The following is a 26,200-nucleotide window of genomic DNA, read 5'->3' as shown; positions in this document are numbered from 1 at the left end:
CGCCGTCTCCTCAGGCCGGGCGCGCTTCGCCGAGGATGTTGCGCAGTGCCCGCATGAAGACGCGGGCCCCGGTGGCGATCGCATCGTCCGGGAAGTCGTAGTCGGGGTTGTGCAGATGGGCGGTATCGCCCGAGCCGAGCAGGAACATCGCCGATTTCGCCTTGCGGCCGAACAGACCGAAATCCTCGGAGCCACGCGAAGGCTTCGCCGGGCCGTGCGGGACGTTCTCCTCGTCCATAGCTCGGCGCAGCATGGCGACGACCTCGGGCTCGTTCTCGCAATGATGGAAGATGTCGTGATAGCTGATCTCGAGCGACAGCCGGTCCGCAAGGGCCGCCTCGCGTGCCAGCATTTCCGCCGCCTCGCAGAGCGCACCCATCTGGGCGTCGTCGACGGTGCGCAAAGTCGCCCAGAGCTCGCCATGGCCCGGCGCGATGCCGAAGGCCTCCTCGCCGATCGCGACATGGGTGACCGTGACCAGCCGGAACTGCGCATCGAGTGGGCCGCCCGGACCCAGTGCGGTGAGCGCGGGGATCAATGTCGCGATGGCCGGTGCCGGCGAGCGGCCATGCTCCGGCGTCGAGGCATGGGTGGTCTCGCCGGTGAGCACGATCTTGATGCCGCGCGAGGCGCAATTGGCCGCGCCCTCCGAGATGCGCGCCTGGCCGACCGGCACGCCGGGGCGGTTGTGCAGGGATATGGCGTAGTCGGGCGCGATCTCGGCGAATTTCGGATCGGCGATGACGGCGGCGGCGCCTGCGCCGGTCTCCTCGGCCGGCTGGAAAAGCAGGACGGCGCGGCCCCGCCGCGGCGGGTTGCGGTTGAGCCCGCGCGCCAGCGAGGCGAGGATCGTCATATGGCCGTCATGGCCGCAGAGATGGCCCTTGCCGGGGATCTCCGAGCGATGATCGCTGTCGGAGATCTCCTCGATCGGCAGCGCATCGAGCTCGGCGCGGACCATCACGGTCGGCCCGGGCTCGGCGCCTTCGTAGATCGCCGCGACGCCATGGCCGCCGAGGCCGGTGACGATGCGGTTCGGCTGCGTCGGCTTCAGGAAATCGACGATGGTGGCCGCGGTCTCGCGTTCCTCGCCCGAGATCTCGGGGCGGCGATGCAGCCGGTGCCGCAGATCGACGAGGTCGACCATGTCGCTGTTGGTGAGGAACATCCGCACATCTCCCGCGGCCGGCCACCGATTCAGGCCCGCTCTTTGACGAGAGAAGTTCGACGATTCTCGCGCCCGGACAAGCCTCGCGAGAGCCGGGGGGCCATGCAGAGCCGCCCGGACGCGGCTTCAGCCGTCGAGTTCGGCGTCGATTTCGGCGTTGAAGGCCTCGGCCAGCATGGCGCGGCAGGCCTCGGCCTGCTCGCGCGCGGCATCGAGCGTGATATGCGGCATGATCTCGGCCAGGTCGCGCAAGGCGAAATCGACCGCGGACATCAGGCCCAGTACGGGCTGCCCGACCGGAAGCGCTGGCGACGGGCGACGAAACGCGATGACCTGACCCATGGACGTACTCACACTGAAGGCGAATCGGGGGTCAGTGTGCGGGCGCAATTTTCAGAAAGTGGTTAACGGCGGAAATGTGGCCCGCGTCGCTGCCGGCAAAGCCTCAGCCGAAGCCGTGCAACCCCGCCCCGTGGCGTTTGAGCCAGGCTTCAGCCTCTTCGGTGCGCGGGCAGAGCTTGTGCGTCAGCGCCCAGAAGCGGTGCGAATGGTTCATCTCCTTGAGATGAGCGACCTCATGCGCCGCGAGATAGTCGAGCACGAAGGCCGGGGCGAGAATCAGCCGCCAGGAGAAATTGAGATGGCCCTGCGAGGAGCAGGAACCCCAGCGGCTCGTCGTGTCGCGGATCGTGATCCTGCGCGCGGGGATGCCGAGATTGGCGGTATGCCGGCGTACCGCCTGCTCCAGATCCTCGAGCGCAAGCCGTTTCAGGAAATCCTTCACCCGGCGCGGGACATGGGCGCCCTCACCAGCAACGGCGATGATCGGGGCACCATCCCTGTCCGTCGTCGCCTGGGTGAGGCCGCGCGCCTTCGACCAGTGGACGATGCGGTGCGGCGCGCCACGCAGCGGGACCATCTGCCCCGGCTCGAACGGCACGGCCATCGGGCGCTTCGCGATGCGCGCCGCGATCCAGCCGCCGTGATTCTCGGCGAAGCTCCGACCGGCGGCGAAATCGACCCGCTCCGGCAGGGTCAGCGTGACCTCGCCGGTCGCCTGCGACACGCGCAGGGTCATCCGCCGCGCATTGGCGCGCCGCTTCACCAGGACGGGATAGCGCCGGCCGGCATGGACCACCTCGAGGCGGTCGGGGTCCGGCTGGCGCTTGAACAGGGAGATGCGCATGCGGGCGCGATTGTGCGGGATTCGCGGGCGGCGGGAAAGAGGCCCGGCCGCCGCGCCGGGGCCTCAGCCGACGACCTTCAGGGCCTTGCGCTGCTCCTGGGCGCTTTCGCCACGGCGGCCCTTGGCGGCCTCCATGTCGAGGCTGACCATGAAGTCCGAGATGCGCGGCTGGATCTCGGCGCGGAAGCGCGAGCCGTTGAACACGCCGTAATGGCCGACCTTGGGCTGAAGGTAGTGCACCCGCTTGTCGGCCGGGATGTTGACGCAGAGATCATGCGCGGCCTTGGTCTGGCCGACACCGGAGATATCGTCGAGCTCGCCCTCGACCGTCATCAGCGCGACGCGGCGGACGGCGGTGAGGTCGACCGGCTTGCCGCGATGCGTCATCTCCCCCTTCGGCAGGGCATGCTTGACGAAGACCGTCTCGATCGTCTGCAGGTAGAACTCCGCCGTCATGTCCATGACCGCGAGGTATTCGTCGTAGAAGTCGCGATGCCTCTCGGCGGAATCGCCGTCGCCGGAGACGAGGTGCTTGAACATCTCGTAATGCGCGGTGACGTGGCGGTCCATGTTCATGGCCATGAAGCCGGAGAGCTGCATGAAGCCGGGATAGACCTGGCGGAAGGCTCCCAGATGCGGAAGGGGCACGACGGTGATGCAGTTGCGCCGGAACCAGTCGATGCCGCGCTCCATGGCGAGCTGGTTGACGGCGGTCGGCGAGCGGCGGGTATCGATCGGCCCGCCCATCAGCGTCATCGATCGCGGCGCGCTGTCGTCGCCTTCCGCCTCCATCCGCGCGATCGCGGCGATCACGGGGACGGCCGGCTGGCACACCGCCATGACATGCGTGTCGGGGCCGAGGGTGTGCAGCATGTCGATGACGTAGTCCATGTAGTCATCGAGATCGAACCGCCCTTCCGAGAGCGGCACGAGACGCGCATCGACCCAGTCGGTGATGTAGACCTCGTGACCGGGCAGGAAGGCCTCAACCGTGCCGCGCAGCAGCGTGGCGTAGTGGCCGGACATCGGCGCGACGAGCAACACCTTCGGCTGCGGCTTGCGCCGGCCGGGAATCTTGCGGTCGAAATAGACCAGCCGGCAGAAAGGCCGCTCCCAGACGACACGCTCCTCGACAGGGACCTTGACGCCGTTGATCGTGGTCTCGTGCAGGCCGAAGGCCGGCTTGCCGTAGCGGCGCGTCATGCGCTCGAACAGCTCGCAGGACGCCGCGACCGTGCGCCCGAGCGGCGTATAGGTGAGCGGATTGGCCGGGTTCTTGAACGCGAGCTGGACCGCGTCCGAGACGCCCCGCATCGGGCCCACCATCATGTGAACCGCTTCGTAGGCATGGTAGGCAAACGACATGGCGGCCCCGTACATACGATTTCAATGTCCTCTGGCGGCGCAGCATGTGTTGGTGCGCCGCAGCGAGCTACGCACCTTAAGTTGATTTTGTTCTCATTCAACCCGGCTAAAGGCTAAGATTCTCTGACATGTGGACGGGCGACGACGAAAACCTCCCGCGCGGCCCGCGGCACGACTGCGGAATACCTGTGATCGCAAGGGCTTGGGCACGGTGACGACTTTGGACCTGACGGCGCCGGCCCCGGCGCGCGCGAGCCGGCATCTGCGGCTCGACACCCTGGTGCGGCTGCGCTGGCTGGCCATTGCCGGGCAGAGCGTCGCCGTCGCCGGCGTCCATTTCGGCCTCGGCTTCCTCCTGCCCTTCGGCTGGTGCTTCGGCGTCATCGCCATCTCGGCCTGGCTCAACATCGCGCTGCGCGTGCGCTTTCCGCTGAGCCACCGCCTGAAGGACGGCCCCGCCACCGCGTTGCTCGCCTTCGACATCGTCCAGCTCGCCGCCCTGCTCTACATGACCGGAGGGCTGCAGAACCCCTTCGCCCTCCTGTTCCTCGCCCCGGTGCTGATCTCGGCGACGGCCCTGCCGCCGCAACGCACACTCGCTCTGGGACTGCTTGCCGCGGCGCTCGCGACCCTGCTCAGCCGCTTTCACCTGCCGCTGCCCTGGGCCGGGCCCGACCGGCCGGTGCTGCCGTTCTACTACCAGCTCGGAAACTGGGTCGCGCTCGTGCTGGGCCTCGCCTTCACCGGCATCTACGCCTGGCGCGTCGCCAAGGAGGCGCGCGATCTCTCCGACGCGCTGGCGGCGACCGAGCTGGTGCTGGCGCGCGAGCAGCATCTCTCGCAGCTCGACGGACTCGCGGCGGCGGCTGCGCATGAACTCGGCACGCCGCTCGGCACCATCGCGCTCGTCGCGCGCGAACTCACCCGGCTCGCGCCGCCCGAGGGCGAGATGGCCGAGGACATCGCCCTGCTGCGCGAACAGGTGGAGCGCTGCCGCGGCATCCTCGCAAAGCTTTCCAGCCTGCAGGACGAGGATGCCGGCCCGCTCGACCAATTGACGCTGCGCCTGCTGATCGAGGAAGCGGCCGGCCCGCAGCGGCCCTTCGGCGTGCCGTTCGAGATCAGTATGCGGGGCGAGAAGCCCGAGCCGGTCTGCCGGCGCAATCCGGGCATGATCTACGGCCTCGGCAATATCGTAGACAACGCCGTGGACTTCGCCCGCTCAACAGTTTCGATCCAGGCCGGATGGAGCAGCAGCCAGGTCACGCTGACCATCGCCGATGACGGGCCGGGTTTCCCGCCCGACGTGCTGATGCGGGCCGGCGAGCCCTATCTGTCACGCGGTTCGGCCGAGAACCGGGCCGGCGGTGGGCTCGGCCTCGGGCTCTTCATCGCCAAGACGCTGCTCGAACGCGGCGGCGCCTCGCTCGAATTCTCGAACCGCCCGGCGCCCGACAGCGGGGCATCGATCCGCATCGTCTGGCCGCGCGAGGTCTTCGAGGCCGACCTGCCCGTCATCGGGGGTACCGAAAGCGCGTCGTCGGCATTACATGAACGAGGTTGAGCGGCGGCGGCCATGCCGGCGTCGTCTTGAACCTTCGAATCCGCGCAACCGCAGCGCGCATGGACAAGCGGCAAGGAGATGGCAATGCAAGGCGTCGACAGTGCGAGCAACAGACCCGGAACGGGCGAGGACATGTCCCTGCTGCTGGTCGACGACGACAAGCCGTTCCTGACCCGTCTCGCCCGCGCCATGGAAGGCCGGGGTTACAGCGTGCGGACCGCCGACAGCGTCGCGGCCGGGCTCGCCGCGCTCGAGGAAGCGGCACCGGCCTTCGCCGTGATCGATCTCAGGCTGGGCGACGGCAACGGGCTCGACGTCATCGCCAGGCTGAAGGAACGCCGCCCGGACGCCCGTGGCGTCGTGCTGACCGGCTACGGCAACATCGCGACGGCCGTCAGCGCCGTGAAGCTCGGCGCCTTCGATTTCCTCGCCAAGCCGGCCGATGCCGACGAGATCCACGCCGCGCTCGCAGCCGCTCGCGACGCGCGCCCCTCGCCGCCGGAAAAACCGATGTCGGCCGACCGGGTGCGCTGGGAGCACATCCAGCGCGTCTACGAGCTCTGCAACCGCAACGTCTCCGAGACGGCACGGCGCCTGGGCATGCACCGGCGCACGCTGCAGCGTATCCTGGCCAAGCGCGCGCCGCGCTGAACCCGTCATCACGACAAGCGAAAACCTGCCGGACCGGCCGTCCGGCAGGTTTTTTGTTTGATCGCGACCGTCAGGCGCAGGCGGCCCGCACCGTCCGGCGCTCCAGCTTCACCGCGAATGCCGCCAGACCCAATGCGACGAGCGGCACCAGCGCGGCGACCGGCGGGATGGCGCCCAGGCCAAGGCCCTGCGTGATCACGAGCCCGCCAAGCCAGGCGCCGAGGGCATTGCCGAGATTGAAGGCGGCGATGTTCAGGCTGGAGGCCAGGCCCTGGCCGGCGCCGCCGGCCTGCTGGAGCACCCACATCTGCAGCGGCGGGACCGTGGCGAAGGCCGCCGCGCCCAGCATGAAGGCCGCTACGACGGCACCGGCCTGGCTGTGGAAGGCGAAGCCCGAAGCAAACATCGCCAGCGTCATCAGCACGAGGGTGCCGATCAGCGCCGGCGCCAGGCTGCGGTCGGCCCAGCGGCCGCCGAGCAGGTTGCCGACGACGAGGCCCGCGCCGAAGACGAGCAGGACCGGCGAGACCGCCGCCTCGCTGAAGCCGGCGAGCTCGATGAGGATCGGCTGGATGAAGGTGAAGATCGCGAAGATGCCGCCGAAGCCGAGCACGGTCATGACCAGTCCCAGCTGGACCTGCGGCCGGGCGAGGACCTTGAGTTCCTCGGCGATCGGCGCCGGCTCGATGCGCTCCCTGTCGGACGGAACCAGCGTCGCCAGCACCAGGAAGGCGACGATACCGATGGCGGTGACGGCCCAGAAGGTCGAACGCCAGCCGTAGGCGAGACCGAGCCAGGACCCGAAGGGCACGCCCAGCAAGGTCGCGAGGGTCAGGCCGGTGAACATGATCGCGATCGCGGACGCCTTGCGCTCGGGCGCGACGAGGCTCGTCGCCACCAGCGAGCCGACGCCGAAGAAGGTGCCGTGCGCCAGGGCGGTGACGATGCGCGCCGTCATCAGCCAGGCGAAGCTCGGCGCCAATGCGGCGGCCAGATTGCCAAGGGTGAAGATCGCCATCAGCACGAGCAGCGTCGTCTTGCGCGGCAGGCTGCGCGTCGCGATGGTCAGGACGGGTGCGCCGACGAAGACGCCGAGCGCATAGCCGGTCATCAGCAGGCCGGCGACCGGAATGGAGACGCCGAGGTCGCCCGAGACCTGCAGGAGCAGGCCCATGATGACGAATTCGGTGACGCCGATGCCGAAGGCACCGACGGTCAGGGCATAGAGGGCAATGGGCATGGAAGCCTCCGGGTACGAAATCGGCCCCGGAGATAGCGGCTGATGCGGCTGTGAATTAGTATGCCGGACGGACCATCATTTGTGAGATCAACTCACCATGCCCCGTTCCGAGATCAACCGCTCCGGCGAGATGGAGGTGTTCGCGCGCGTCGTCGCGCTCGGCGGCTTCTCGCCGGCCGCCCGGGCCCTCAGGATGACGCCCTCGGCAGTGAGCAAGCTGGTGGCGCGGCTGGAGGCGCGGCTCGGCGTGCGCCTGATCGTCCGCTCGACGCGCAAGTTCATGCTGACGGAGGAAGGCACCACCTTCCACATGCATGCCTTGCGCGTGCTCGCCGATCTGGACGAGGCCGAGCGCGCGGTCGCCGCCTGCCAGATCCCGCGCGGACGGCTCAGGGTCAACACCAATGTGCCGTTCGGCCGGCACCACCTGCTGCCGCTGGTGCCGCGCTTCACCCGGGCCCATCCGGGCGTCGAGCTCGACATCACCTTGAGCGACGCCGTGATCGACCTGATGGACGAGCGCGCCGACGTCGCGATCCGGGTCGGGCCGATGCGCCCGTCCCAACTCATGGCGCGCAAGCTCGGGGAAAGCCGCATGGCGATCGTCGCCGCGCCGGCCTATCTGAGGCGCCGCCCGGCGCCGGCTCATCCGGACGATCTCTCAGGGCATGACCTCGTGACCTTCAACTTCATCCGCCACAGCGACAGCTGGCCGTTCCTGATCGATGGCCGGCGCCACGAGCTCCCGGCGCATGGACGCGCCACCGTCGGCGACGGCGAAAGCGCGCGCGAACTCGCGCTTGCCGGGCAAGGGCTCACGCGGCTCGCGCTGTTCCATATCGGCCCCGACATCGCTGCGGGGCGGCTCGTGCCCGTGCTGGAGCCCTTCAACCCCGGCGATGTCGAGGAGATCCACGCCGTCTATGTCGGCCATGGCGGCAAGCTGCCGGCGCGCGTGCGCGCCTTCATCGACTTTCTGGTGGCAGAGGCCGATCTGGGCCGCCCGGCGACGGTCCGCCAGGAGGCGCAGACGGCCATGCCCGCGACGGCTTCATAGGCCGGGCGGGTCCTCGAGCAGCGCCAGCCGCCCGGCCGCAAGCTTGGCGAAGGCGATGGTCAGCATCTTGCGGCGCGCCGGCGCGAGCGGATGCCGGGGCGGCTCGCGCAGCAATTCGCCGCCATAGGCGTCGGCGACGATCAGCCCGACATCCTCCGGCAGGACCTCCTGCGGGAATTCCGGCGCCACCGCGAACAGGAAGCCGTCGCAATAGTCGCGGTAATCCGGCCATTTGCCGTCGACCCGGTAGTCGGCGAGGCCCGACTTGACCTCGACCACCCAGAGCTCGCCCGCCGGCGACAGCGCGACGATGTCGCCGCGCCGGCCATTGGCGAAGGTCATTTCCTTGACGATAGCGTAGCCGCGCTCGCGCAGATGCCGGCTCGCGCCACGGCAGACGGCGCGGGTGACGTCCGGCCGGGCAGGCGGCGGGTTGAGGGCTGCTTCGGCGAGTGACATGCCCCTATGTTCTCTCTTTGTTTCCGGGAATGCAACCCGGCAGGGCTGCCGGACGGGCGCCGGCGAAGGCGGAGCCACGCCCGGGCGAGGTGCGCCCATGCGCAATCGGAGTACTCGACGTTACGGCTAGTCGCCGGGACGCCGGCCAGCCTATAAGGACTCAAAACACGACAATCGGAAACGTCTCAATGGATGCTCACGGCGCCAGCCTGGCCACGCCGGCCGATCTTTCCGCGACCGCCTTCGGACGAATGGCGAGCGGCCTCGAGCGCATCGTCGGCTTCCTCGTCTCGTTCGTCGCGGCCGTTCTCGTCGTTTCGGAGGTTGTGATCCTCGGGGCGGGGGTCGCGGCGCGGTATGTCTTCCATGCGCCTCTGGTGTGGTCTGACGAACTGGCCTCGATCCTGTTCCTGTGGCTGTCGATGCTGGGGGCCGTGCTGGCGCTGCAGCGCGGCGAGCACATGCGGATGACCGGGCTGGTGACGCGGGTTTCGCCGCGGACGCGGCTGCTGCTCGAGGCGGTCGCGATCACGGCGGCGATCGCCTTCCTGGTGATGATCCTGCCGCATGCGCTCGACTACGCCCAGGAGGAGAGCTTCATCGTCACCCCGGCGCTGGAGATCTCCAATGCCTGGCGCGCCGCGGCGCTGCCGATCGGCATCGGCCTGATGCTCGTCGTCGCGCTCTTGCGCCTCGTCCGCTTCGGCGCCTGGAAGCCGGTGCTCGCCGCCGCCGCCCTGACCGCGCTGCTGATCGGCCTGTTCTGGCTGGCCGGACCGATGCTGAAGCCGCTCGGCAAGCTCAACCTGATCGTGTTCTTCGTCGGGGTCGTCGCGCTCAACGTCTTTTCCGGCGTGCCGATCGCGTTTTCCTTCGCGCTCGCCACCTTCGGCTATCTCGCGCTCACCACCTCGACCCCGATGCTGGTCATGGTCGGGCGTCTCGACGAGGGCATGAGCCATCTCATCCTGCTCGCCGTGCCGCTGTTCATCTTCCTCGGCGCCCTGATCGAGATGACCGGCATGGCCAAGGCGATGATCCAGTTCCTCGCCTCGCTGCTCGGCCATGTCCGCGGCGGGCTCTCCTATGTGCTGATCGGCGCGATGTACCTGGTCTCCGGCATCTCCGGCTCCAAGGTCGCCGACATGGCCGCGATCGCCCCGGTGCTCTTCCCCGAGATGCAGAAGCGCGGCGCCAAGCCGGGCGATCTGGTGGCGCTGCTCTCCGCCACCGGCGCCCAGACCGAGACCATCCCGCCCTCGATCGTGCTGATCACCATCGGCTCGGTCACCGGGGTCTCGATCGCCGCCCTGTTCACCGGCGGCATGCTGCCGGCCGTGGTGCTCGGCGCGGCGCTGTGCTGCGTCGTCTGGTGGCGCTATCGCGGCGAAGACCTCAGCCATGTCGCGCGCCAGCCCAAGCGCGTCATCGCCCGGCTCGCGCTGATCGCGGCGCCGGCCATCGCGCTCCCCTTCGTCATCCGTGCCGCGGTGGTCGAGGGCGTCGCCACGGCGACCGAGGTCTCGACCATCGGCATCGCCTATGCGGTCCTGGCCGGGCTCTTCCTCTACCGCCAGTTCGACTGGCGCCGCCTGCCCAGAATGCTGGTCGAGACCGCGTCGCTGACCGGCGCGATCATCTTCATCATCGGCGCCGCCACCGCCATGGCCTGGGGCCTGACCCAGTCCGGCTTCTCGCGCGACCTCGCCCAGGCCATGGCCTCGGTGCCCGGCGGCCATTGGGGCTTCCTCGGCATCTCGATCCTCGCCTTCACCGTGCTCGGCTCCGTGCTCGAGGGCATCCCCGCCATGGTGCTGTTCGGCCCGCTCGTCTTCCCCATCGCCAAGGCCGCCGGCATCCACGAGGTCCACTACGCCATGGTCGTGATCTTCGCCATGGGCATCGGCCTCTTCGCCCCGCCCTTCGGCGTCGGCTACTACGGCGCCTGCGCCATCTCCAAGATCAATCCCGACGACGGCCTCAAATACATCTGGGGCTACATGCTCGCCCTCCTCGTCGGTCTCATCGTCGTCGCCGCAATCCCGTGGTTCTCAATCGGGTTCCTGCGGTACTGACGAACCCGTCGCCAGACTGAGCATCGAGCCCCCGCCTCTGGCACCGCCAGCCTCGCCATGCTCTAAACCGGAAGCGTTCGACCCTGCCTTGAGGCTTCCCGATGACCTTGCGCCTGAGCCGCTTCACGACGCTCGTCCTGTGCGTCCTGGCGGCCCTGATCCTCGTCCCCCTCGCCTTTCGCCATGGCTGGGTCTGGCTACCGGCGAGCCTTGCGGTGCTGCTCTCGCTGCTGGGCCTGTGGGATCTGAGCCAGCCGGAGCACTCGATCCGCCGCAACTATCCGGTGATCGGGCATATCCGCTGGCTTGCCGAGCTCGTCCGGCCGGAGCTGCGCCAGTACCTGTTCGAGGCGGACGAGGAAGCGGCGCCGTTCTCGCGCTCGCAGCGCTCGCTGGTCTACCGCCGCGCCAAGGACCTCGCCGGCGACCACCCCTTCGGCACGCTGCTCGACGTCTATCGCGACGGTTACGAGTTCATCGGCCATTCGACCCGGCCGGTGCCGACCTCGGACCCGGCGGGCTTTCGCATCAGCATCGGCAACGAGCAATGCGCGCAGCCCTATTCCGCCTCGGTGTTCAACATCTCGGCGATGAGCTTCGGCTCGCTCTCGGCCAATGCCATCCGGGCGCTCAATACCGGAGCGCGCCTGGGCCGATTCAGCCACGACACCGGCGAGGGCAGCATCAGCCCCTATCACCGCGAGGGCGGCGGCGACATCGTCTGGGAGGTCGCGAGCGGCTATTTCGGCTGCCGCGACGACAAGGGCCGCTTCGACCCGGATCGCTTCGCCCGGCAGGCGCAGGAGCCGCAGGTCAAGATGATCGAGATCAAGCTCAGCCAGGGCGCCAAGCCCGGCCATGGCGGCATCCTGCCGGGGGCGAAGGTGACGCCGGAAATCGCCGCGACGCGCGGCGTGCCGGTGGGGCGCGACTGCATCTCGCCGCCGAGCCACAGCGCCTTTTCGACGCCGCTGGAGATGATGGGCTTCATCGCGCAATTGCGTGACCTTTCCGGCGGCAAGCCGGTCGGATTCAAGCTCTGCCTCGGCCACCCCTGGGAATTCATGGGCATCGTCAAGGCGATGCTGGAAAGCGGCGTGGTGCCCGATTTCATCGTCGTCGACGGTGCCGAGGGCGGCACCGGCGCCGCCCCGGTCGAGTTCAGCGACCATATCGGCCTGCCGATGCGCGAAGGCCTGCTCTTCGTCCACAATGTGCTGACCGGCGCGGGCCTGCGCGACAAGGTCAGGATCGGCGCCGCCGGCCGCATCGTCAGCGCCTTCGACATCGCCAGCGTACTCGCCATCGGCGCCGACTGGGCCAATGCGGCGCGCGGCTTCATGTTCGCGCTGGGCTGCGTGCAATCGCTGTCCTGCAACACCAATCGCTGCCCCACCGGCGTCGCCACGCAGGATGCCGTGCGCCAGCGCGCGCTGGTGGTGCCGGACAAGGCGCAGCGCGTCCACCGCTTCCACGCCAACACGGTGCATGCGCTCGCGGACATGCTGGCTGCGGCGGGCCTGAGCCACCCGTCGGAACTCGGCCCGCACCATCTCGTGCGCCGCGTCAGCACCACCGAGATCAGGCTGTTCTCGGATCTCCACGTCTTCCTGGAGCCCGGCGAATTGACGGACGGACGTTGCCAGCACAGCTTCTACCGCCGCAACTGGGACCTCGCCCGCACCGACAGCTTCGACCGGGCCGCCTAGCGCCGGGCCGTCTGCCCTAAAGCGACGAGACCAGGTGGCCGCCATCGACCGCGATGGTCGAGCCGGTGATATAGCTGCCGGCCTGCGAAGCGAGCAGGAGCAGCGCCCCGTCGAGTTCTTCAGGCTGGCCCAGGCGGCGCTGGGGGATGCGGCGGATCAGCTGTTGCCCCGGCTCGGTCGCGAAGAATTCCCGGTTGATGTCGGTTTCGATGTAGCCGGGGCAGAGCGCGTTGACCCGGATGCCGTCACGGGCCCATTCCAGTGCCAGAGCCTTGGTGAGCTGGATCACCCCCGCCTTGGAGGCGGCATAGGCGCTGACGCCGCCGGCGACGCGGTGACCGAGGATCGAGGCGATATTGACGATCGCTCCGCCCCGGCCCGAGGCGCGCATGCCCTGCGCGACAGCCTGTGCCACCAGGAAGACGCCCTTGAGATTGGTATCGAGGACCTGATCCCATTCGCTCTCGGAAAGGTCAGCCGCGCGTGCCGCGCCGCTGACCCCGGCATTGTTGACCAGGATGTCGAAGGAGCGGCCGTGAAGCGCCTGGCGGACGGAGCCGGCATCGGCGACGTCGAGCGCCAGGCCCTGCACGTCGCCTCCGGCATCGGCGATGGCGGCGCAGGCGCTGTCGAGCGCGGCCTTGCGCCGCGCGGCGAGCGTCACCGCGACGCCGTAGCGCGCCAGCAGCCGGGCGAAATGCAGCCCGAGGCCGCCGGACGCCCCCGTCACCAGCGCGGTCTTGCCGGACAGATCGCCAAAGAGAAGAACCGGTTCGCTTTCGCTCATGGCAGGACATTCCGACAGGCCGCCGCGCGGATCAAGCGCGGAGGCAGGCCAACCGGCCGCCGCCGCCGCAGCTGCCGACGACACCATTCGCGGCGGAAAGAAATTGCCCGGATAAAATAGCTTGAAGAATTTTTACCCGGATTATAATGATCCTCGGGAGCGGACACGGAACGGCGGCAGCGATGCGAAACGACGAGAGACGAGCGGCCGTTGCCGCCTACAAGGAACGCAAGACCGTCGCGGGCATCTACCTGCTGCGCTGCGAATCGAGCGGCCAAAGCTGGGTCGGCCGCGCGCCCGATCTCGCCAGCATCGAGAACCGCCTGCGCTTCACCCTGCGCCATCGCAGCCACACGCATTACGGGCTGCAGGCAGCCTGGGACGCGCATGGGCCGGAGGCGTTTCGTCTGGAGGAGCTGGAACGGCTGGAGGAGGAAAGCCTCGCCTATATCCGCGACCGCATCCTCAAGGAACGCCTCGGCCATTGGCAAGCGAAGCTCGGCGCCGAACCGATCTGAGCGCAGGCCGGCGCAACCTGGGCTCCCGGCGGCCGAGGGCCGCGGGGACGGCTGCCGTCAATCGTCCATCTTGAGGGCGGCGATGAAGGCTTCCTGCGGGATTTCGACCTTGCCGAACTGCCGCATCTTCTTCTTGCCTTCCTTCTGCTTCTCGAGAAGCTTGCGCTTGCGGGTGGCGTCGCCGCCATAGCACTTGGCGGTGACGTCCTTGCGCAGCGCGCGGATGGTCTCGCGGGCGATGATCTTGCCGCCGATCGCCGCCTGGACCGGGATCTGGAACATGTGCGGCGGGATCAGCTCCTTGAGCTTCTCGCACATGGCGCGGCCGCGCGACTCGGCTCGCGTCCGGTGGACCAGCATCGACAGCGCGTCGACGGGCTCGGCATTAACCAGCACCGACATGCGCACGAGGTCGCCCTCGCGATAATCGGTGATCTGGTAGTCGAAGGAGGCATAGCCCTTCGAGATCGACTTCAGGCGATCGTAGAAGTCGAAGACGACCTCGTTGAGCGGCAGGTCATAGACCACCTTGGCGCGCGAGCCGACATAGCCGAGATCGATCTGCAGGCCGCGGCGGTCCTGGCAGAGCTTCAGCACCGAGCCGAGATACTCGTCCGGCGTGAAGATGGTGGCGCGGATCCAGGGCTCCTCGATCGCCTCGATCTTCATCACGTCCGGCATGTCGGCCGGGTTGTGCAGCTCGAGCGTCGAGCCGTCGCGCAGGCGCAGGCGGTAGACGACCGAGGGCGCCGTCGAGATCAGGTTGAGATTGAACTCGCGCTCCAGCCGCTCCTGGATGATCTCCAGGTGGAGAAGGCCGAGGAAGCCGCAGCGGAAACCGAACCCGAGCGCCGCCGAGGTCTCCATCTCATAGGAGAACGAGGCGTCGTTCAGGCGCAGCTTGGCCATGGCGCTGCGCAGATCCTCGAAATCGGCGGCATCGACCGGGAAGATGCCGCAGAACACCACCGGCACCACCGGCTTGAAGCCCGGCAGCGGCTCGGCGATCGGCTTCTTCTCGTCGGTGATGGTGTCGCCGACGGCGGTATCCGCGACCTCCTTGATCGAGGCGGTGAAGAATCCGACCTCCCCGGGCCCGAGCTGCTTCACTTCCAGCATCTTGGGCTTGAACACGCCGACGCGGTCGACGCCGTAGGAGGCGTTGGCCCGCATCATCCGGATGGTCATGCCCTTCTTGAGCACGCCGTCGATGATGCGCACGAGGACGACGACGCCGAGATAGGTGTCGTACCAGCTGTCGACCAGCATCGCCTTGAGCGGCGCGTCGGGATCGCCTTTCGGCGCGGGCAGCTTCTCGACGATCGCCTCGAGCACGCCCTCGATATTGAGGCCGGTCTTGGCCGAGATCGGCACGGCCTCGGAGGCATCGAGCCCGATCACGTCCTCGATCTGCTGCTTGATGCGCTCCGGCTCGGCCGCCGGCAGGTCGATCTTGTTGAGGACGGTGACGATCTCGTGGTTGGCGTCGAGCGCCTGATAGACGTTCGCCAGCGTCTGCGCCTCGACGCCCTGCGAGGCGTCGACCACCAGCAGCGAGCCTTCGCAGGCCGCCAGCGAGCGCGAGACCTCATAGGCGAAGTCGACATGGCCGGGCGTGTCCATCAGGTTCAGGACGTAGTCCTTGCCGTCCTTGGCCTTGTAATCCAGCCGCACCGTCTGGGCCTTGATGGTGATGCCGCGCTCCTTCTCGATATCCATCGAGTCGAGGATCTGCTCGCTCATGTCGCGGGCGGCGACGGTGCCGGTCTGCTGGATCAGCCGGTCGGCCAGCGTCGACTTGCCGTGGTCGATATGGGCCACGATCGAAAAGTTGCGAATATTGTCGATGGTGCGGGTGCTCATGCGCGCGCCATAGCAGTGAAGCCGCGTGGCGCCAAGCGGCAGGCCCGTTCCGGCGCGGTTCCCGAATGCTTTTCCCGCCGGCGCGACGAACCAGTGCCCGATCCCGGCGCGGCCGGGTCCGCTTACGATGGCATCGCCGCCCTTGCAATTTCCAATATATAAGAATAATTCTCTTTCTATGGATTTCGAGACCGATATCGATATCGACCGGCGGCTCGGGGAGCGGCTCAAGGCGGCCCGCCAGCGCCACGGGCTGACGCTGGACGACCTCGCGCGACGGGCCGGGGTCAGCCGGGCGATGATCTCCCGGATCGAGCGCGGCGAATCGAGCCCGACGGCAACGGTGCTGGTCAGGCTCGGCTCCGGCCTCGGGCTTTCGCTCTCGGCCTTGCTGGAGGAGGACGCCGGAACGGGGCCGCTGGCGCGACGTGCGGAGCAGCCGGCGTGGCGCGATCCGGCCAGCGGATACCTGCGCCGCAACGTCTCGCCGCGCGGCACCGGCTCCGGCTTCGAGATCGTCGAGGTCGAGCTGCCGGCAGGCGCCGAGGTCCGTCTCGACAGCGCCACCGGCGCGCCGTCCCTCGACCAGCAGATCTGGGTCCTTCGCGGCCGTCTCGACCTGACGGTGGAGGGCATTCGCCACGAGCTCGCCGAAGGCGACTGCCTGCAGATGCATCTGCGCGGCCCGATCACCTACCGCAATCCGGGCGCTGCGCCCGTCCGCTACGCCGTCATCCTCGCCGCGGGGAGCGGCACCTTTCCAGGACACGCCGCATGAACGCGCCGACCACGACACAAGCCTTTGCCATCGAAAGCCTCGACGCCGCTGCCGCCGAAACCGCGCTCCCGGAGTTGGCCGAGATCCTGCGCGACTGCGTCGCCAACGGCGCCTCGGTCGGCTTCATGAACTGGAACACGGCAGCCGATTACGAGCGCTTCTGGCGCGATACTGCGGCTGGTGTCGCAAGCGGGCAGGTCATCCTGCTGATCGCACGTACCGGCGACGGCATCGTCGGCACGGCCCAGCTCCACCTGATCAGCAAGCCGAACCAGCCGCACCGGGCCGAGATCGCCAAGGTGCTGGTGCATTCGCGCGCGCGCCGGCAGGGCATCGGTGAGGCGCTGATGCGGCGAGCCGAGGCGATCGCGCGGGAGAACGGCCGCGACCTCCTGGTGCTCGACACGGACGAGCATGGCGCGGCGCGCCGGCTCTACGACCGGCTGGGCTGGACCGAGGTGGGCACCATCCCGCGCTTCGCGCTGATGCCGGACGGCGCCGCCTGCGGCTCGACCTTCTTCTACAAGGACCTTGGGCCGGCGTGAGCCGGCAGGGTCTCAGCCTTCCTTGGCTTCTTCGCCGCGGATATAGGGCTCGACCGGGCCCTTCAGCGTGATCGTCATCTGCCGGCCGAAGCGGTCCTTGGCGGCGCCGGCCGCGACCTTCACCCAGCCTTCGGAGACGCAATATTCCTCGACATTGGTCTTCTCGACGCCCTTGAAGCGGATGCCGATGTCGCGCGCCAGCACCTCGGCGTCGTAGAACGGGCTGTCCGGATTCACGGAGAGACGGTCGGGAAGCTGCTCGGACATGGGTCGGACCTGACGTGCGGAAAACGGTTGCCTTGCCCGCTCGATAGCCGCTTACGGCCCTAAAGCCAACTCGGGCCTAGCGGCTGCCGTCGAGGAGGCGGCCGACCACCTTGGCGGTGTAATCGACCATCGGCACGATGCGGGCATAGTTCAGCCGCGTCGGGCCGATGATGCCCACCACCCCGACGATGCGCTGCTCGGCATCGCGGAAGGGCGCCGCCACCATCGAGGAGCCCGACATCGAGAACAGCTTGTTCTCGGATCCGATGAAGATGCGCACCCCGTCGCCTTCCTCGGCCCGGGAGAGCAGATCGATCACGTCCGTCTGCGTCTCCAGATCGCCGAAGAGCATGCGGATGCGCTCGAGATCCTCCTGCGCCTTCAGATCGTCGAGCAGATTGGCCTGGCCGCGGACGATCAGGTGGCGGTCGCTGCTCGGCCCCGAGGAGGTGGCGATGCCGCTTTCGACGAGGCGGGCGGTCAAGGCGTCGAGCTCGCGCTCCATCCGGGCGCGCTGCGCCGCGATCTCGCCGCGCAGATCCCCCAGCGTCTTGCCGAAAATGCGGGCGTTGAGGAAGTTCGCGGCCTCGGTCAGCGCCGAGGCCGGCAGGCCCGGCGGCAAGGCGAGCAGGCGGTTCTCGACGGCGCCGTCCTCCGAGACGAGCACGACGAGGGCGCGGGCGGGGTCGAGCCGGACGAATTCGATGTGCTTCAGCCGCGGATCGGCCTTGGTCGTGACGACGACGCCGGCGCCGCGCGAGAGGCCGGAAAGCAACGTAGAGGCTTCCGTCAGCGTCTGATCCAGATTGCGATGGGTCGCTCCGGCGCGGATCTGCGCCTCGATGCGGGCGCGCTCCTCGGAAGTCAGGTTGCCGACCTCCATCATCGCATCGACAAAGAAGCGCAGGCCGCGTTCCGTGGGCAGGCGGCCGGCCGAGGTGTGCGGCGCATAGATCAGCCCGGCGAGCTCGAGATCGGTCATGACGTTGCGCACCGTCGCCGGCGAGAGCGCCATCGGCAGCAGCCGGGCGATGTTGCGCGAGCCGACCGGCTCGCCGGTCGTCAGATAGCCGTCGACGATCTGGCGAAAGATCTCGCGCGAGCGCTGGTCGATCTCGACCAGGCTGCTCGTCGTCTCGGGGCGGGGCGTATGGGCGCTCATGAACCTCGGCTGCGAAAACGGCGCACTTCCCTATTGTCGTCATGCCGGGTGCGCGGATCAAGGGGGCGGATGCCCCGCGCCTTGCCGGGCGGGCTGCGAGGGCCTACAAGCCGCCTCTTCCCGACACACAGGACAGTTTCATGCGACCCTCCAAACGCGCCGCCGACGAGATGCGCAAGGTCACGCTCGAACGCGGCGTGGTGCGCTATGCCGAAGGCTCCTGCATGGTGACCTTCGGCGAGACGAAGGTGCTCTGCGCCGCGACCGTCGAGGAAAAGGGGCCGCCGTGGCTGCGCGGCACCGGCAAGGGCTGGGTCACCGCCGAGTATTCGATGCTGCCGCGCGCCACGCATGAGCGCACCCGCCGCGAGGTCACCTCCGGCAAGCCGTCCGGCCGCACGCAGGAGATCCAGCGCCTCGTCGGCCGGAGCCTGCGCGCCGTCGTGGACCTGACCGCGATCGGCGAGCGCCAGATCGTCGTCGACTGCGACGTCCTGCAGGCCGATGGCGGCACGCGCACGGCCTCGATCACCGGCGCCTGGGTCGCCCTGCACGACGCGTTGAAGTGGATGGAAGGCCGCAACCTGCTCAAGGGCACCAACCCGCTGAAGGACCATGTCGCGGCCGTCTCCTGCGGCATCGTCGCGGGCCAGCCCGTGATCGATCTCGACTATGTCGAGGATTCCGGCGCACAGACCGACGCGAATTTCGTCATCACCGGCTCCGGCGGCCTCGTCGAGGTACAGGGCACGGCCGAGGGGGCGCCCTTTTCAGAAGAGGAGCTGCTCTCGCTGCTCAAGCTCGCCAAGGACGGCGTGTCCAGGCTGGTGACGCTGCAGAAGGCCGCGGTGGCCTGACGATGAGCGGACATCGCCTCCTCACCGGCAAGGTCGTGATCGCGACCCACAACCAGGGCAAGCTGCGGGAGATGCGCGAATTGCTGGCGCCCTACGGCGTCGAGCTCGTCTCGGCCGGGGAGCTCGGCCTGCCCGAGCCGGTCGAGGACGGCACCATGTTCTCCGAGAACGCGGCGATCAAGGCCGTCGCCGCCACCCAGGCGAGCGGCCTGCCGGCACTCTCCGACGATTCCGGCGTCTGCATCGATGCGCTCGACGGCGCGCCGGGCCTGTTCTCGGCCAACTGGGCCGGGCCCGGCAAGGATTTCGCGCCGGCGATCGCCCGCGTGCAGATCGAGCTTGCCAAGCGCGGCGCCCTCAAGCCCGAGCAGCGCCGGGCGCATTTCGTCTCGGCGCTGGTGATCGCCTGGCCAGACGGGCACCAGGAGCTGTTCGAAGGCCGCGTCTTCGGCACCATCACCGAACAGGCGCGGGGCGCGAGCGGCTTCGGCTACGACCCGATCTTCCAGCCGGACGGGCATGATCGGACCTTCGGCGAGATGGGCAGCGAGGAGAAGCACGGCAGCGACTGGAGCCATCCCGCGGGCGCGCTCTCGCATCGCGCCCGCGCCTTCCAGGCGCTGGCCGCAGCCTGCCTGAGGAAACCGGCGTGAGCGCCCGGGCCGCCCTCGTCGAGCGGCCTTCCATCCTGCATCCGACGGCGGATGCGGGCTTCGCCGTCTATGTGCACTGGCCGTTCTGCTTGGCCAAATGCCCCTATTGCGACTTCAACTCCCATGTCCGGCTGCAGCCGCCGGACCAGCAGCGCTATATCGCCGCCTTCCGCCGCGAGATCGCGCATCGCGCGGCGCTGGTGCCGGGACGGACCGTCTCCTCGATTTTCTTCGGCGGCGGCACGCCCTCGCTGATGGAAGGCCGGACCGTCGGCGCGATCCTCGACGCCATCGGCGAGCACTGGGCGGTCGACCCGAATTGCGAGGTGACGCTGGAGGCCAACCCGACCAGCGTCGAGGCCGGCCGCTTCCGCGATTTCCGCGCGGCCGGCGTCAACCGCGTCTCGCTCGGCGTGCAGGCGCTGAACGACGCCGATCTCAAGGCGCTCGGCCGGATGCATTCGGCCGAGGAGGCGCTGGCGGCAGTGGCTATCGCCCGGCAATATTTCGAGCGCTATTCCTTCGACCTGATCTATGCCCGCTCGCCGGCGCAGACGCCGGCGCTTTGGCGCGCCGAGCTGGAGCTGGCGATCAGCCATGCGGCGGAGCATCTTTCGCTCTACCAGCTCACGATCGAGCCCGGCACCGCCTTCGAGAGGCTGTTCCGCGCCGGCAAGCTCGCTATCCCCGATCACGATGCCGGCGCCGCGCTCTACGAGACGACGCAGGAGGTGACGGCGAGGCACGGCCTGCCGGTCTACGAGATCTCGAACCATGCACGGCCCGGCGCCGAGTGCCGGCACAACCTGGTCTACTGGCACTATGGCGAATATGCCGGCGTCGGCCCCGGCGCCCATGGAAGGCTGGTGACGGCTGAAGGCCGCATGGCGCATTCGACCGAGAAGCGGCCGGAGGTCTGGCTGGAACAGGTCGAGGCCAATGGCCAAGCACTGGTCGAGGACGAACGGCTGGGCGAGGAAGCGCAGGGCGACGAATACCTGCTGATGGGGCTTCGCCTCGTCGAAGGCATCGACCCGGCCGTGTTCAAGGCGCTGGCCGGGCGCGAGCTCAACGCCAGGCGAGTCGCCAGCCTGATCGGCGAGAAGCTGCTGATGGAGCGCGCCGACGGCCGGCTCGCGGCCACGCCCGATGGCGCATTGCTGCTCGACGCGGTGGTGGCCGACCTGGCGGCCTGAGGCTCAGTCCTTCCCCAGCCTGGCCCCCGTCTTCGGGTCGAAGACATGGACCTTGTCGGGATCGACCGTGATCCAGAGCCGGCCTTCCTGCGCCGGAACATCCCCTGTCGCCGCCTGCATGACGAAGGGCTGGCCGGCGAGCTTGCCGTGGAAGAGCTGCGTGGCGCCGAGCTCCTCGATGAACTCGACATCGAAGGGCAGCGAACCGGCATCGTCGTCGGAGACGATCTCGACATCCTCGGGCCGCAATCCGACTTCCACAGGCGTCTGCACCGGCAGGTCGTCGCGCAGGTCATGCGCCTGCAGGACCGTGTCACCCAGCGCGACGATGCCGTGGCCGTCGACGACGCCGGGCAGAATGTTCATCGGCGGGGAGCCGATGAAGGTCGCGACGAACTTGCTCGCCGGCTTGCGATAGACTTCGGCCGGCAGGCCGATCTGCTCGACCTGCCCGGCATTCATCACCACCAGCTTGTCGGAGAGCGTCATCGCCTCGACCTGGTCGTGCGTCACGTAGATCGCGGTGACGCCGAGCGAGCGCTGCAGCTTCTTGATCTCCACGCGCATCTGGACGCGCAGCTTGGCGTCGAGGTTGGAGAGCGGCTCGTCGAAGAGGAAGACCTGCGGCTTGCGCACGATGGCGCGGCCCATGGCGACGCGCTGGCGCTGGCCACCCGAGAGCTGGCGCGGCCGGCGCTCCAGATAGGGCTCGATGGCGAGGATGCGCGCCGCTTCCTTGACGCGCTTGTCGATCTCGTCTTTCGGTGTGCCGCGGTTGCGCAGGCCATAGGCCATGTTGTCGTAGATGTTCATATGCGGGTAGAGCGCATAGTTCTGGAACACCATGGCGATGTCGCGGTCGGCCGGCTCGACCTGGTTGACGACGCGGCTGCCGATCGCGACCTCGCCCGACGAGATCGTCTCAAGGCCAGCGACCATGCGCAGCAGCGTGGACTTGCCGCAGCCGGAAGGGCCGACGAGCACGCAGAAGCCGCCGTCGGGGATGTCGAAGGAAACGCCCTTCACGGCCTCGACGCCGCCGGCATAGACCTTCTTGACGTTCGATAGGGTGACCTGGGCCATTCAATCCTCGGCAGTGGGCAACGGGCAGTAGGCAGTCGGTTCTTGGCGGGCGTTCGACTGCCTACTGCCGACTGCCCATTGCCTGACTTACTTCTCCGTCTCCACCAGGCCCTTCACGAAGAGCCTCTGCATGGCGATGACGACGAAGACGGGCGGCAACATCGCGAGCATGGCGGTGGCCATGGCGAGCTGCCATTCGGTCAGCGCGTCGGCGGTGACGATCATCTTCTTGATGGCGATGACGATGGTCTGCATCGAGTCCTTCGTCGTCACCAGCAGCGGCCAGAGATACTGGTTCCAGCCATAGATGAACTGGATGACGAAGAGCGCCGCGATCGTGGTCATCGAGAGCGGGATCAGCGTGTCCCTGAAGAACTTGAACGGCCCGGCGCCGTCGATCTTCGAGGCCTCCAGCAGCTCGTCGGGGATCGTCATGAAGAACTGCCGGAAGAGCAGCGTGCCGGTCGCGGAGGCGATCAGCGGAATGGCCAGACCCTGGTAGGTGTCGAGCATCCTGAGATCGGAGACGATCTTGAAGGTCGGGAAGATGCGGACCTCGACCGGAAGCATCAGCGTGATGAAGATGATCCAGAACGCCGCCATCCGGAACGGGAAGCGATAATAGACCACCGCATAGGCCGAGAGCACCGAAATGAAGATCTTCCCCAATGCGATCGCCATCGCCATGATGAAGGAGTTCAGCATCATGTGGATCACCGGCTCGCGCGTGGTGCTCGAGGTGCCGACGAACAGGATGCGGTTGTAGTTCTCGAAGAAATACGGCCCCGGATAGAGCGGCATCTGGCCGTTGATCACGGTCGCGGCATCCCAGGTCGAGGCGACGAAGGTCAGCCAGACCGGGAAGGCGACGATCAGCACGCCGATCGTCAGGATGACATAGGCGATCGCATCGCCCAGGCGGCGGTCCTCGACCATCAGGCCCTCCCCATCTCGCGCAGGAGCCCGGCCAGCGCCTCGGCGCAGGCATCGAGGCAGGCGCGCCCCTTCTCGGCACTGGCGCGGCGCGCATCGCCGACCACGCCCGTCTCGGTCATCTCATGGAAGGAGCGATGGCGCGAGACGAGCTGTCGGCGTGGAGCGCGGTCCAACGCTCCGAATGCGCCGGCGAGGCGCGGCTCGCGCACCGAGCCCGGCGCCAGCACCATCATCATCGAGGTCTCGACCTCGCAGGCATGCTGCACGCCCTTCTGGTCTTCGAGCAGCGGGCCGAGTGCCGCCTCGGCCAGCATGAAATAGGTCGTCGCCTCGACATGCAGCCGGGTCTCGCGGGCGAAATCGGGCAGGAAGGCGGTCAGCGCAGCGATGTTGCCGCCATGGCCGTTGACGATCAGCACGCGGTGGAAGCCGTGACGCTCGATGCTCTTCAGGAGCGCGAGCAGCACGGCGCGATAGGTCGGGATGTCGAAGGTGAAGGTGCCGCCGAAGGCCATGTGGTGCTCGGCCATGCCGCACCACAGGGTCGGTGCGACGACGAGCTCGACATCCTCCGCGCGCTCGGCCGCGGCCTTGCAGACGCCGCTGCACAGCACCGTGTCGACCCCGACGGGCAGATGCGGGCCGTGCTGCTCCACCGAGGCGACAGGCAGCACGACGATCGCGTCCCTCGCCGCCTTGCCGCGCAGTTCCTCGGCGGTCAGGTCCTGCCAGAGCACGGACGCCATCAGTAGCTCACCTTGCGCTCGATGAAGCGGAACTGGATCGCGGTCATGGCGATGACCATCACCAGCAGCACGACCGACTGGGCCGCCGAGCCGCCAAGGTCGGAGCCGCCCTTGCCGTCGGAGAAGACCTTGTAGACCAATGTCTCGGTCGCGCCCGACGGGCCGCCGCCGGTCACCGCGTCGATGATGCCGAAGGTATCGAAGAAGACGTAGACGATGTTGACGACAAGCAGGAAGAAGGTCGTCGGCGAGAGCAGCGGGAAGACGATGGTCCAGAAGCGCCGCATCGGCCGGGCTCCGTCGATCACGGCCGCCTCGATGACGCTCTTCGGGATCGATTGCAGACCGGCGAGGAAGAACAGGAAGTTGTAGCTGATCTGTTTCCAGGTCGCGGCCAGGATGACCAGCAGCATGGCGTGGTTGCCGTTGAGGCGCGGATTCCAGCCGATGCCGAGCGACTGCAGGCCGCGCGCCAGCATGCCGAGAGACGGGTCGAACATGAAGAGCCAGAGCACGCCGGCGATGGCCGGAGCGACGGCATAGGGCCAGATCAGCAGCGTCTTGTAGATCTCGGCGCCGCGGATCTGGCGGTCCGCCATCACCGCGAAGAGCAGCGCAATCGACAGCGACAGCACGCAGACGAAGCTGGAGAAGACGACGGTGTTGATGAACGCCTTGAGATAACCCGGGTCCGCAAACAGGGTCTGGTAGTTCTCGAACCAGACGAACTGGGTCGAGGTGCCGAAGGCATCTTCCAGCAGGAAGCTCTGCCAGACAGCCTGGCTCGCCGGCCAGTAGAAGAACACGACGGTGATCGCGAGCTGCGGCAGGAGCAGCAGGTAGGGGATCGTCAGCCCCTTGAAATAGGCATTCTTCGTCATGGGCGAATGGCGAGCGGCGAATGGCGAATGGATTTCGGAAGCATCGATCTTCTCCTACTCACCATTCGCCATCCCGTCACTCGCCTCGTCTCACTTAGCCGCGGTGCGCTCGAACTGGCGCAGCATCTGGTTGCCGCGCTCGACGGCCGCGTCCAGCGCCGCCTGCGGCGACTTCTGGCCGTTCAGCGCCGCCTCCAGTTCCTCCGACCAGATGTCGCGGATCTGGACGAGGCTGCCATAGCGCAGGCCCTTCGAATTGTCGGTCGGAGCCTTGTTGGTCAGCTCGAGGATCGGGGTCTCGAGATAGGGCTTGTCCTTGTAGAAGCCGGACGCCTTGACCTTCTCATAGGCCGCCTTGGTGATCGGCAGGTAGCCGGACTCGGTGTGCAGCTTCACCTGGCGGTCGACATCGGACAGGAAGGTGAAGAACTTGGCGACGCCCTTGTATTCCTTAGCCGACTTTCCACCCATCACCCAGAGCGAGGCACCGCCGATGATCGAGTTCTGCGGCGCGCCCTGCACATCGGGATAATACGGCATCGGGGCGTTGCCCCAGTCGAACTTGGCGTTGGCCTTGACGTTGCCGAAGAAGCCCGAGGAGGTCAGGAAGATCGGGCATTCGCCGGAGGTGAAGCGACCCTCGCCGTTGTTGGTGCGGCCGGAATAGTCGTAGGTCTTGTCCTTCTGCAGATTGACCAGATTGGTCCAGTGCTTGAGGAAGGCCGGGCTCTTGTTGAAGTTCAGGACGGCATCGAAGCCGGCCATGCCGTTGACCTTGGTCGACAGCGGGATGTTGTGCCAGGCGCCGAACTGCTCGATGTTGGCCCAGGTCGCCCAGGCGTTCGAGAAGCCGCACTTGTCGTAACCCGCAGCCTTGAGCTTCTTGGCGTCCTCGAACACCTCGGGCCAGGTCTTCGGCGGCTTGGCGGGGTCGAGGCCGGCCTTCTTGAAGGCGTCCTTGTTGTACCACATCACCATCGAGGAGGAGTTGAACGGCATCGAGAGCATCTCGCCCTTCGCCGTCGAGTAGTAGCCGGTGATCGCCGGCAGATAGGCGTTCGGATCGAATTTCTCGCCGGCTTCCTTCATCATCTCGTAGACCGGCTTGATCGCGCCCTTGGCCGACATCATCGTGCCGGTGCCGACCTCGAAGACCTGCAGGATGTGCGGCGCCTGGCCGGCGCGGAAGGCGGCGATGCCGGCGTTCAGCGTGTCGGGATAGGATCCCTTGTAGACCGGGACGACCTTGTAGTCCTTCTGCGAGGCGTTGAAGTCCTCGGCCAGCTTGACGACGACGTCGTTGTTCGCGCCGGTCAGCGCATGCCACCACTGGATCTCGGTCTGGGCCAAAGCCGGCGAAGCACCCGCAAGCGCAAACGCGGCGACCGACATCAAAATACGCGATTTCATGGTCATCGACTGATCTCCCTTCCGCGGGCGGGCTCCGCCGCGGT

General features: G+C 67.8%; 26 protein-coding genes. 11 read left to right on the top strand and 15 right to left on the bottom strand.

Features of this window, described 5'->3' with window-relative positions:
* Nucleotides 1-10: 10 nt before the first annotated feature.
* The 4 genes from BGO20_RS02200 to BGO20_RS02185 form a co-directional block, all read right to left on the bottom strand.
* Entirely contained in the window at nucleotides 11-1,168 is a 1,158-nt protein-coding gene (locus BGO20_RS02200) for an amidohydrolase (RefSeq protein ID WP_291663098.1), read from the bottom strand.
* 126 nt (nucleotides 1,169-1,294) lie between these two features.
* A complete protein-coding gene (locus BGO20_RS02195) occupies nucleotides 1,295-1,510 on the bottom strand; it encodes a hypothetical protein (RefSeq protein WP_291663097.1) in 216 nt (71 codons plus the stop codon).
* 103 nt (nucleotides 1,511-1,613) lie between these two features.
* Nucleotides 1,614-2,354, bottom strand: coding sequence for a M48 family metallopeptidase (locus BGO20_RS02190; protein ID WP_291663096.1), 741 nt, complete (start codon nucleotides 2,352-2,354; stop codon nucleotides 1,614-1,616).
* 63 nt (nucleotides 2,355-2,417) lie between these two features.
* Nucleotides 2,418-3,719 carry a polyhydroxyalkanoate depolymerase gene (locus tag BGO20_RS02185; protein ID WP_291663095.1) on the bottom strand — a complete coding sequence of 434 codons (1,302 nt, stop codon included), beginning with the start codon at nucleotides 3,717-3,719 and terminating at the stop codon, nucleotides 2,418-2,420.
* Between the two features lie 220 nt (nucleotides 3,720-3,939).
* Here BGO20_RS02185 and BGO20_RS02180 point away from each other — a divergent pair, with 220 nt between their 5' ends.
* Together BGO20_RS02180 and BGO20_RS02175 are read left to right on the top strand one after the other, a co-directional pair.
* Nucleotides 3,940-5,283 carry an ActS/PrrB/RegB family redox-sensitive histidine kinase gene (locus BGO20_RS02180; protein ID WP_291663501.1) on the top strand — a complete coding sequence of 448 codons (1,344 nt, stop codon included), beginning with the start codon at nucleotides 3,940-3,942 and terminating at the stop codon, nucleotides 5,281-5,283.
* An 84-nt stretch (nucleotides 5,284-5,367) separates the two neighbouring features.
* A complete protein-coding gene (locus tag BGO20_RS02175; protein ID WP_291663094.1) occupies nucleotides 5,368-5,934 on the top strand; it encodes an ActR/PrrA/RegA family redox response regulator transcription factor in 567 nt (188 codons plus the stop codon).
* Nucleotides 5,935-6,004: 70 nt separating this feature from the next.
* Here BGO20_RS02175 and BGO20_RS02170 read toward each other — a convergent pair whose 3' ends face one another.
* On the bottom strand, nucleotides 6,005-7,174 hold the full coding sequence (locus BGO20_RS02170; protein ID WP_291663093.1) for an MFS transporter: 1,170 nt from the start codon (nucleotides 7,172-7,174) through the stop codon (nucleotides 6,005-6,007).
* 97 nt (nucleotides 7,175-7,271) lie between these two features.
* Here BGO20_RS02170 and BGO20_RS02165 point away from each other — a divergent pair, with 97 nt between their 5' ends.
* On the top strand, nucleotides 7,272-8,231 hold the full coding sequence (locus BGO20_RS02165; protein ID WP_291663092.1) for a LysR family transcriptional regulator: 960 nt from the start codon (nucleotides 7,272-7,274) through the stop codon (nucleotides 8,229-8,231).
* Here BGO20_RS02165 and mmcB read toward each other — a convergent pair.
* Entirely contained in the window at nucleotides 8,226-8,690 is a 465-nt protein-coding gene (gene mmcB, locus BGO20_RS02160; RefSeq protein ID WP_291663091.1) for a DNA repair putative endonuclease MmcB, read from the bottom strand. The genes BGO20_RS02165 and mmcB overlap by 6 nt on opposite strands.
* 251 nt (nucleotides 8,691-8,941) lie before the next feature.
* Here mmcB and BGO20_RS02155 point away from each other — a divergent pair, with 251 nt between their 5' ends.
* Together BGO20_RS02155 and BGO20_RS02150 are read left to right on the top strand one after the other, a co-directional pair.
* On the top strand, nucleotides 8,942-10,765 hold the full coding sequence (locus tag BGO20_RS02155; protein ID WP_291663499.1) for a TRAP transporter large permease: 1,824 nt from the start codon (nucleotides 8,942-8,944) through the stop codon (nucleotides 10,763-10,765).
* 101 nt (nucleotides 10,766-10,866) lie between these two features.
* Complete coding sequence (locus BGO20_RS02150; protein WP_291663090.1) at nucleotides 10,867-12,474, top strand: FMN-binding glutamate synthase family protein; 1,608 nt, start codon at nucleotides 10,867-10,869, stop codon at nucleotides 12,472-12,474.
* A 16-nt stretch (nucleotides 12,475-12,490) separates the two neighbouring features.
* Here BGO20_RS02150 and BGO20_RS02145 read toward each other — a convergent pair whose 3' ends face one another.
* Entirely contained in the window at nucleotides 12,491-13,261 is a 771-nt protein-coding gene (locus BGO20_RS02145) for an SDR family NAD(P)-dependent oxidoreductase (protein ID WP_291663089.1), read from the bottom strand.
* A gap of 182 nt (nucleotides 13,262-13,443) precedes the next feature.
* On the opposite strand from BGO20_RS02145, the gene BGO20_RS02140 reads away from it, so the two are divergent.
* Nucleotides 13,444-13,779, top strand: a complete 336-nt coding sequence (locus BGO20_RS02140) for a GIY-YIG nuclease family protein (RefSeq protein ID WP_291663088.1) — start codon at nucleotides 13,444-13,446, stop codon at nucleotides 13,777-13,779.
* Nucleotides 13,780-13,836: 57 nt separating this feature from the next.
* On the opposite strand, the gene lepA is transcribed toward BGO20_RS02140, so the two are convergent.
* Nucleotides 13,837-15,642: a translation elongation factor 4 gene (gene lepA, locus BGO20_RS02135; protein WP_291663087.1), complete on the bottom strand. Its 1,806-nt coding sequence runs from the start codon at nucleotides 15,640-15,642 to the stop codon at nucleotides 13,837-13,839.
* 178 nt (nucleotides 15,643-15,820) lie between these two features.
* On the opposite strand from lepA, the gene BGO20_RS02130 reads away from it, so the two are divergent.
* Both BGO20_RS02130 and BGO20_RS02125 read left to right on the top strand, forming a co-directional pair.
* Nucleotides 15,821-16,420 carry a helix-turn-helix domain-containing protein gene (locus tag BGO20_RS02130; RefSeq protein ID WP_291663086.1) on the top strand — a complete coding sequence of 200 codons (600 nt, stop codon included), beginning with the start codon at nucleotides 15,821-15,823 and terminating at the stop codon, nucleotides 16,418-16,420.
* Nucleotides 16,417-16,965 (top strand): GNAT family N-acetyltransferase, encoded by a 549-nt coding sequence (locus tag BGO20_RS02125; protein WP_291663085.1) that lies wholly within the window; start codon nucleotides 16,417-16,419, stop codon nucleotides 16,963-16,965. Before BGO20_RS02130 ends, BGO20_RS02125 begins: the two co-directional genes overlap by 4 nt.
* A gap of 12 nt (nucleotides 16,966-16,977) precedes the next feature.
* Here BGO20_RS02125 and BGO20_RS02120 read toward each other — a convergent pair whose 3' ends face one another.
* Together BGO20_RS02120 and hrcA are read right to left on the bottom strand one after the other, a co-directional pair.
* On the bottom strand, nucleotides 16,978-17,232 hold the full coding sequence (locus BGO20_RS02120; protein ID WP_291663084.1) for a DUF3297 family protein: 255 nt from the start codon (nucleotides 17,230-17,232) through the stop codon (nucleotides 16,978-16,980).
* A 76-nt stretch (nucleotides 17,233-17,308) separates the two neighbouring features.
* The gene (gene hrcA / locus BGO20_RS02115) at nucleotides 17,309-18,394 is read right to left on the bottom strand and encodes a heat-inducible transcriptional repressor HrcA (protein ID WP_291663082.1); all 1,086 of its coding nucleotides are present in this window, start codon (nucleotides 18,392-18,394) and stop codon (nucleotides 17,309-17,311) included.
* A 140-nt stretch (nucleotides 18,395-18,534) separates the two neighbouring features.
* Here hrcA and rph point away from each other — a divergent pair, with 140 nt between their 5' ends.
* Genes rph through hemW form a run of 3 tightly spaced genes read left to right on the top strand, consistent with a single transcriptional unit; the run spans nucleotide 18,535 to nucleotide 21,100 of the window.
* The gene (gene rph / locus BGO20_RS02110; RefSeq protein WP_291663081.1) at nucleotides 18,535-19,251 is read left to right on the top strand and encodes a ribonuclease PH; all 717 of its coding nucleotides are present in this window, start codon (nucleotides 18,535-18,537) and stop codon (nucleotides 19,249-19,251) included.
* 2 nt (nucleotides 19,252-19,253) lie between these two features.
* Nucleotides 19,254-19,904, top strand: a complete 651-nt coding sequence (gene rdgB / locus BGO20_RS02105; protein WP_291663078.1) for an RdgB/HAM1 family non-canonical purine NTP pyrophosphatase — start codon at nucleotides 19,254-19,256, stop codon at nucleotides 19,902-19,904.
* A complete protein-coding gene (hemW, locus tag BGO20_RS02100) occupies nucleotides 19,901-21,100 on the top strand; it encodes a radical SAM family heme chaperone HemW (protein WP_291663076.1) in 1,200 nt (399 codons plus the stop codon). Before rdgB ends, hemW begins: the two co-directional genes overlap by 4 nt.
* A gap of 3 nt (nucleotides 21,101-21,103) precedes the next feature.
* On the opposite strand, the gene BGO20_RS02095 is transcribed toward hemW, so the two are convergent.
* From BGO20_RS02095 to ugpB, 5 genes are all read right to left on the bottom strand, one after another.
* Complete coding sequence (locus tag BGO20_RS02095) at nucleotides 21,104-22,183, bottom strand: sn-glycerol-3-phosphate import ATP-binding protein UgpC (protein ID WP_291663074.1); 1,080 nt, start codon at nucleotides 22,181-22,183, stop codon at nucleotides 21,104-21,106.
* 87 nt (nucleotides 22,184-22,270) lie between these two features.
* Complete coding sequence (ugpE, locus tag BGO20_RS02090; protein ID WP_291663073.1) at nucleotides 22,271-23,119, bottom strand: sn-glycerol-3-phosphate ABC transporter permease UgpE; 849 nt, start codon at nucleotides 23,117-23,119, stop codon at nucleotides 22,271-22,273.
* Entirely contained in the window at nucleotides 23,119-23,865 is a 747-nt protein-coding gene (locus BGO20_RS02085) for a creatininase family protein (RefSeq protein ID WP_291663071.1), read from the bottom strand. The genes ugpE and BGO20_RS02085 overlap by 1 nt, the downstream gene beginning before the upstream one ends.
* Nucleotides 23,865-24,746 (bottom strand): sn-glycerol-3-phosphate ABC transporter permease UgpA, encoded by an 882-nt coding sequence (gene ugpA / locus BGO20_RS02080; protein WP_291663069.1) that lies wholly within the window; start codon nucleotides 24,744-24,746, stop codon nucleotides 23,865-23,867. The genes BGO20_RS02085 and ugpA overlap by 1 nt, the downstream gene beginning before the upstream one ends.
* Nucleotides 24,747-24,836: 90 nt before the next feature.
* Complete coding sequence (gene ugpB, locus BGO20_RS02075; RefSeq protein ID WP_465245987.1) at nucleotides 24,837-26,156, bottom strand: sn-glycerol-3-phosphate ABC transporter substrate-binding protein UgpB; 1,320 nt, start codon at nucleotides 26,154-26,156, stop codon at nucleotides 24,837-24,839.
* Nucleotides 26,157-26,200 lie beyond the last annotated feature (44 nt).

The sequence above is a fragment of the Allobosea sp. 67-29 genome (assembly GCF_001898115.1).
Classification (GTDB): domain Bacteria; phylum Pseudomonadota; class Alphaproteobacteria; order Rhizobiales; family Beijerinckiaceae; genus Allobosea.
This window is presented reverse-complemented; position numbering and strand designations above follow the sequence as displayed.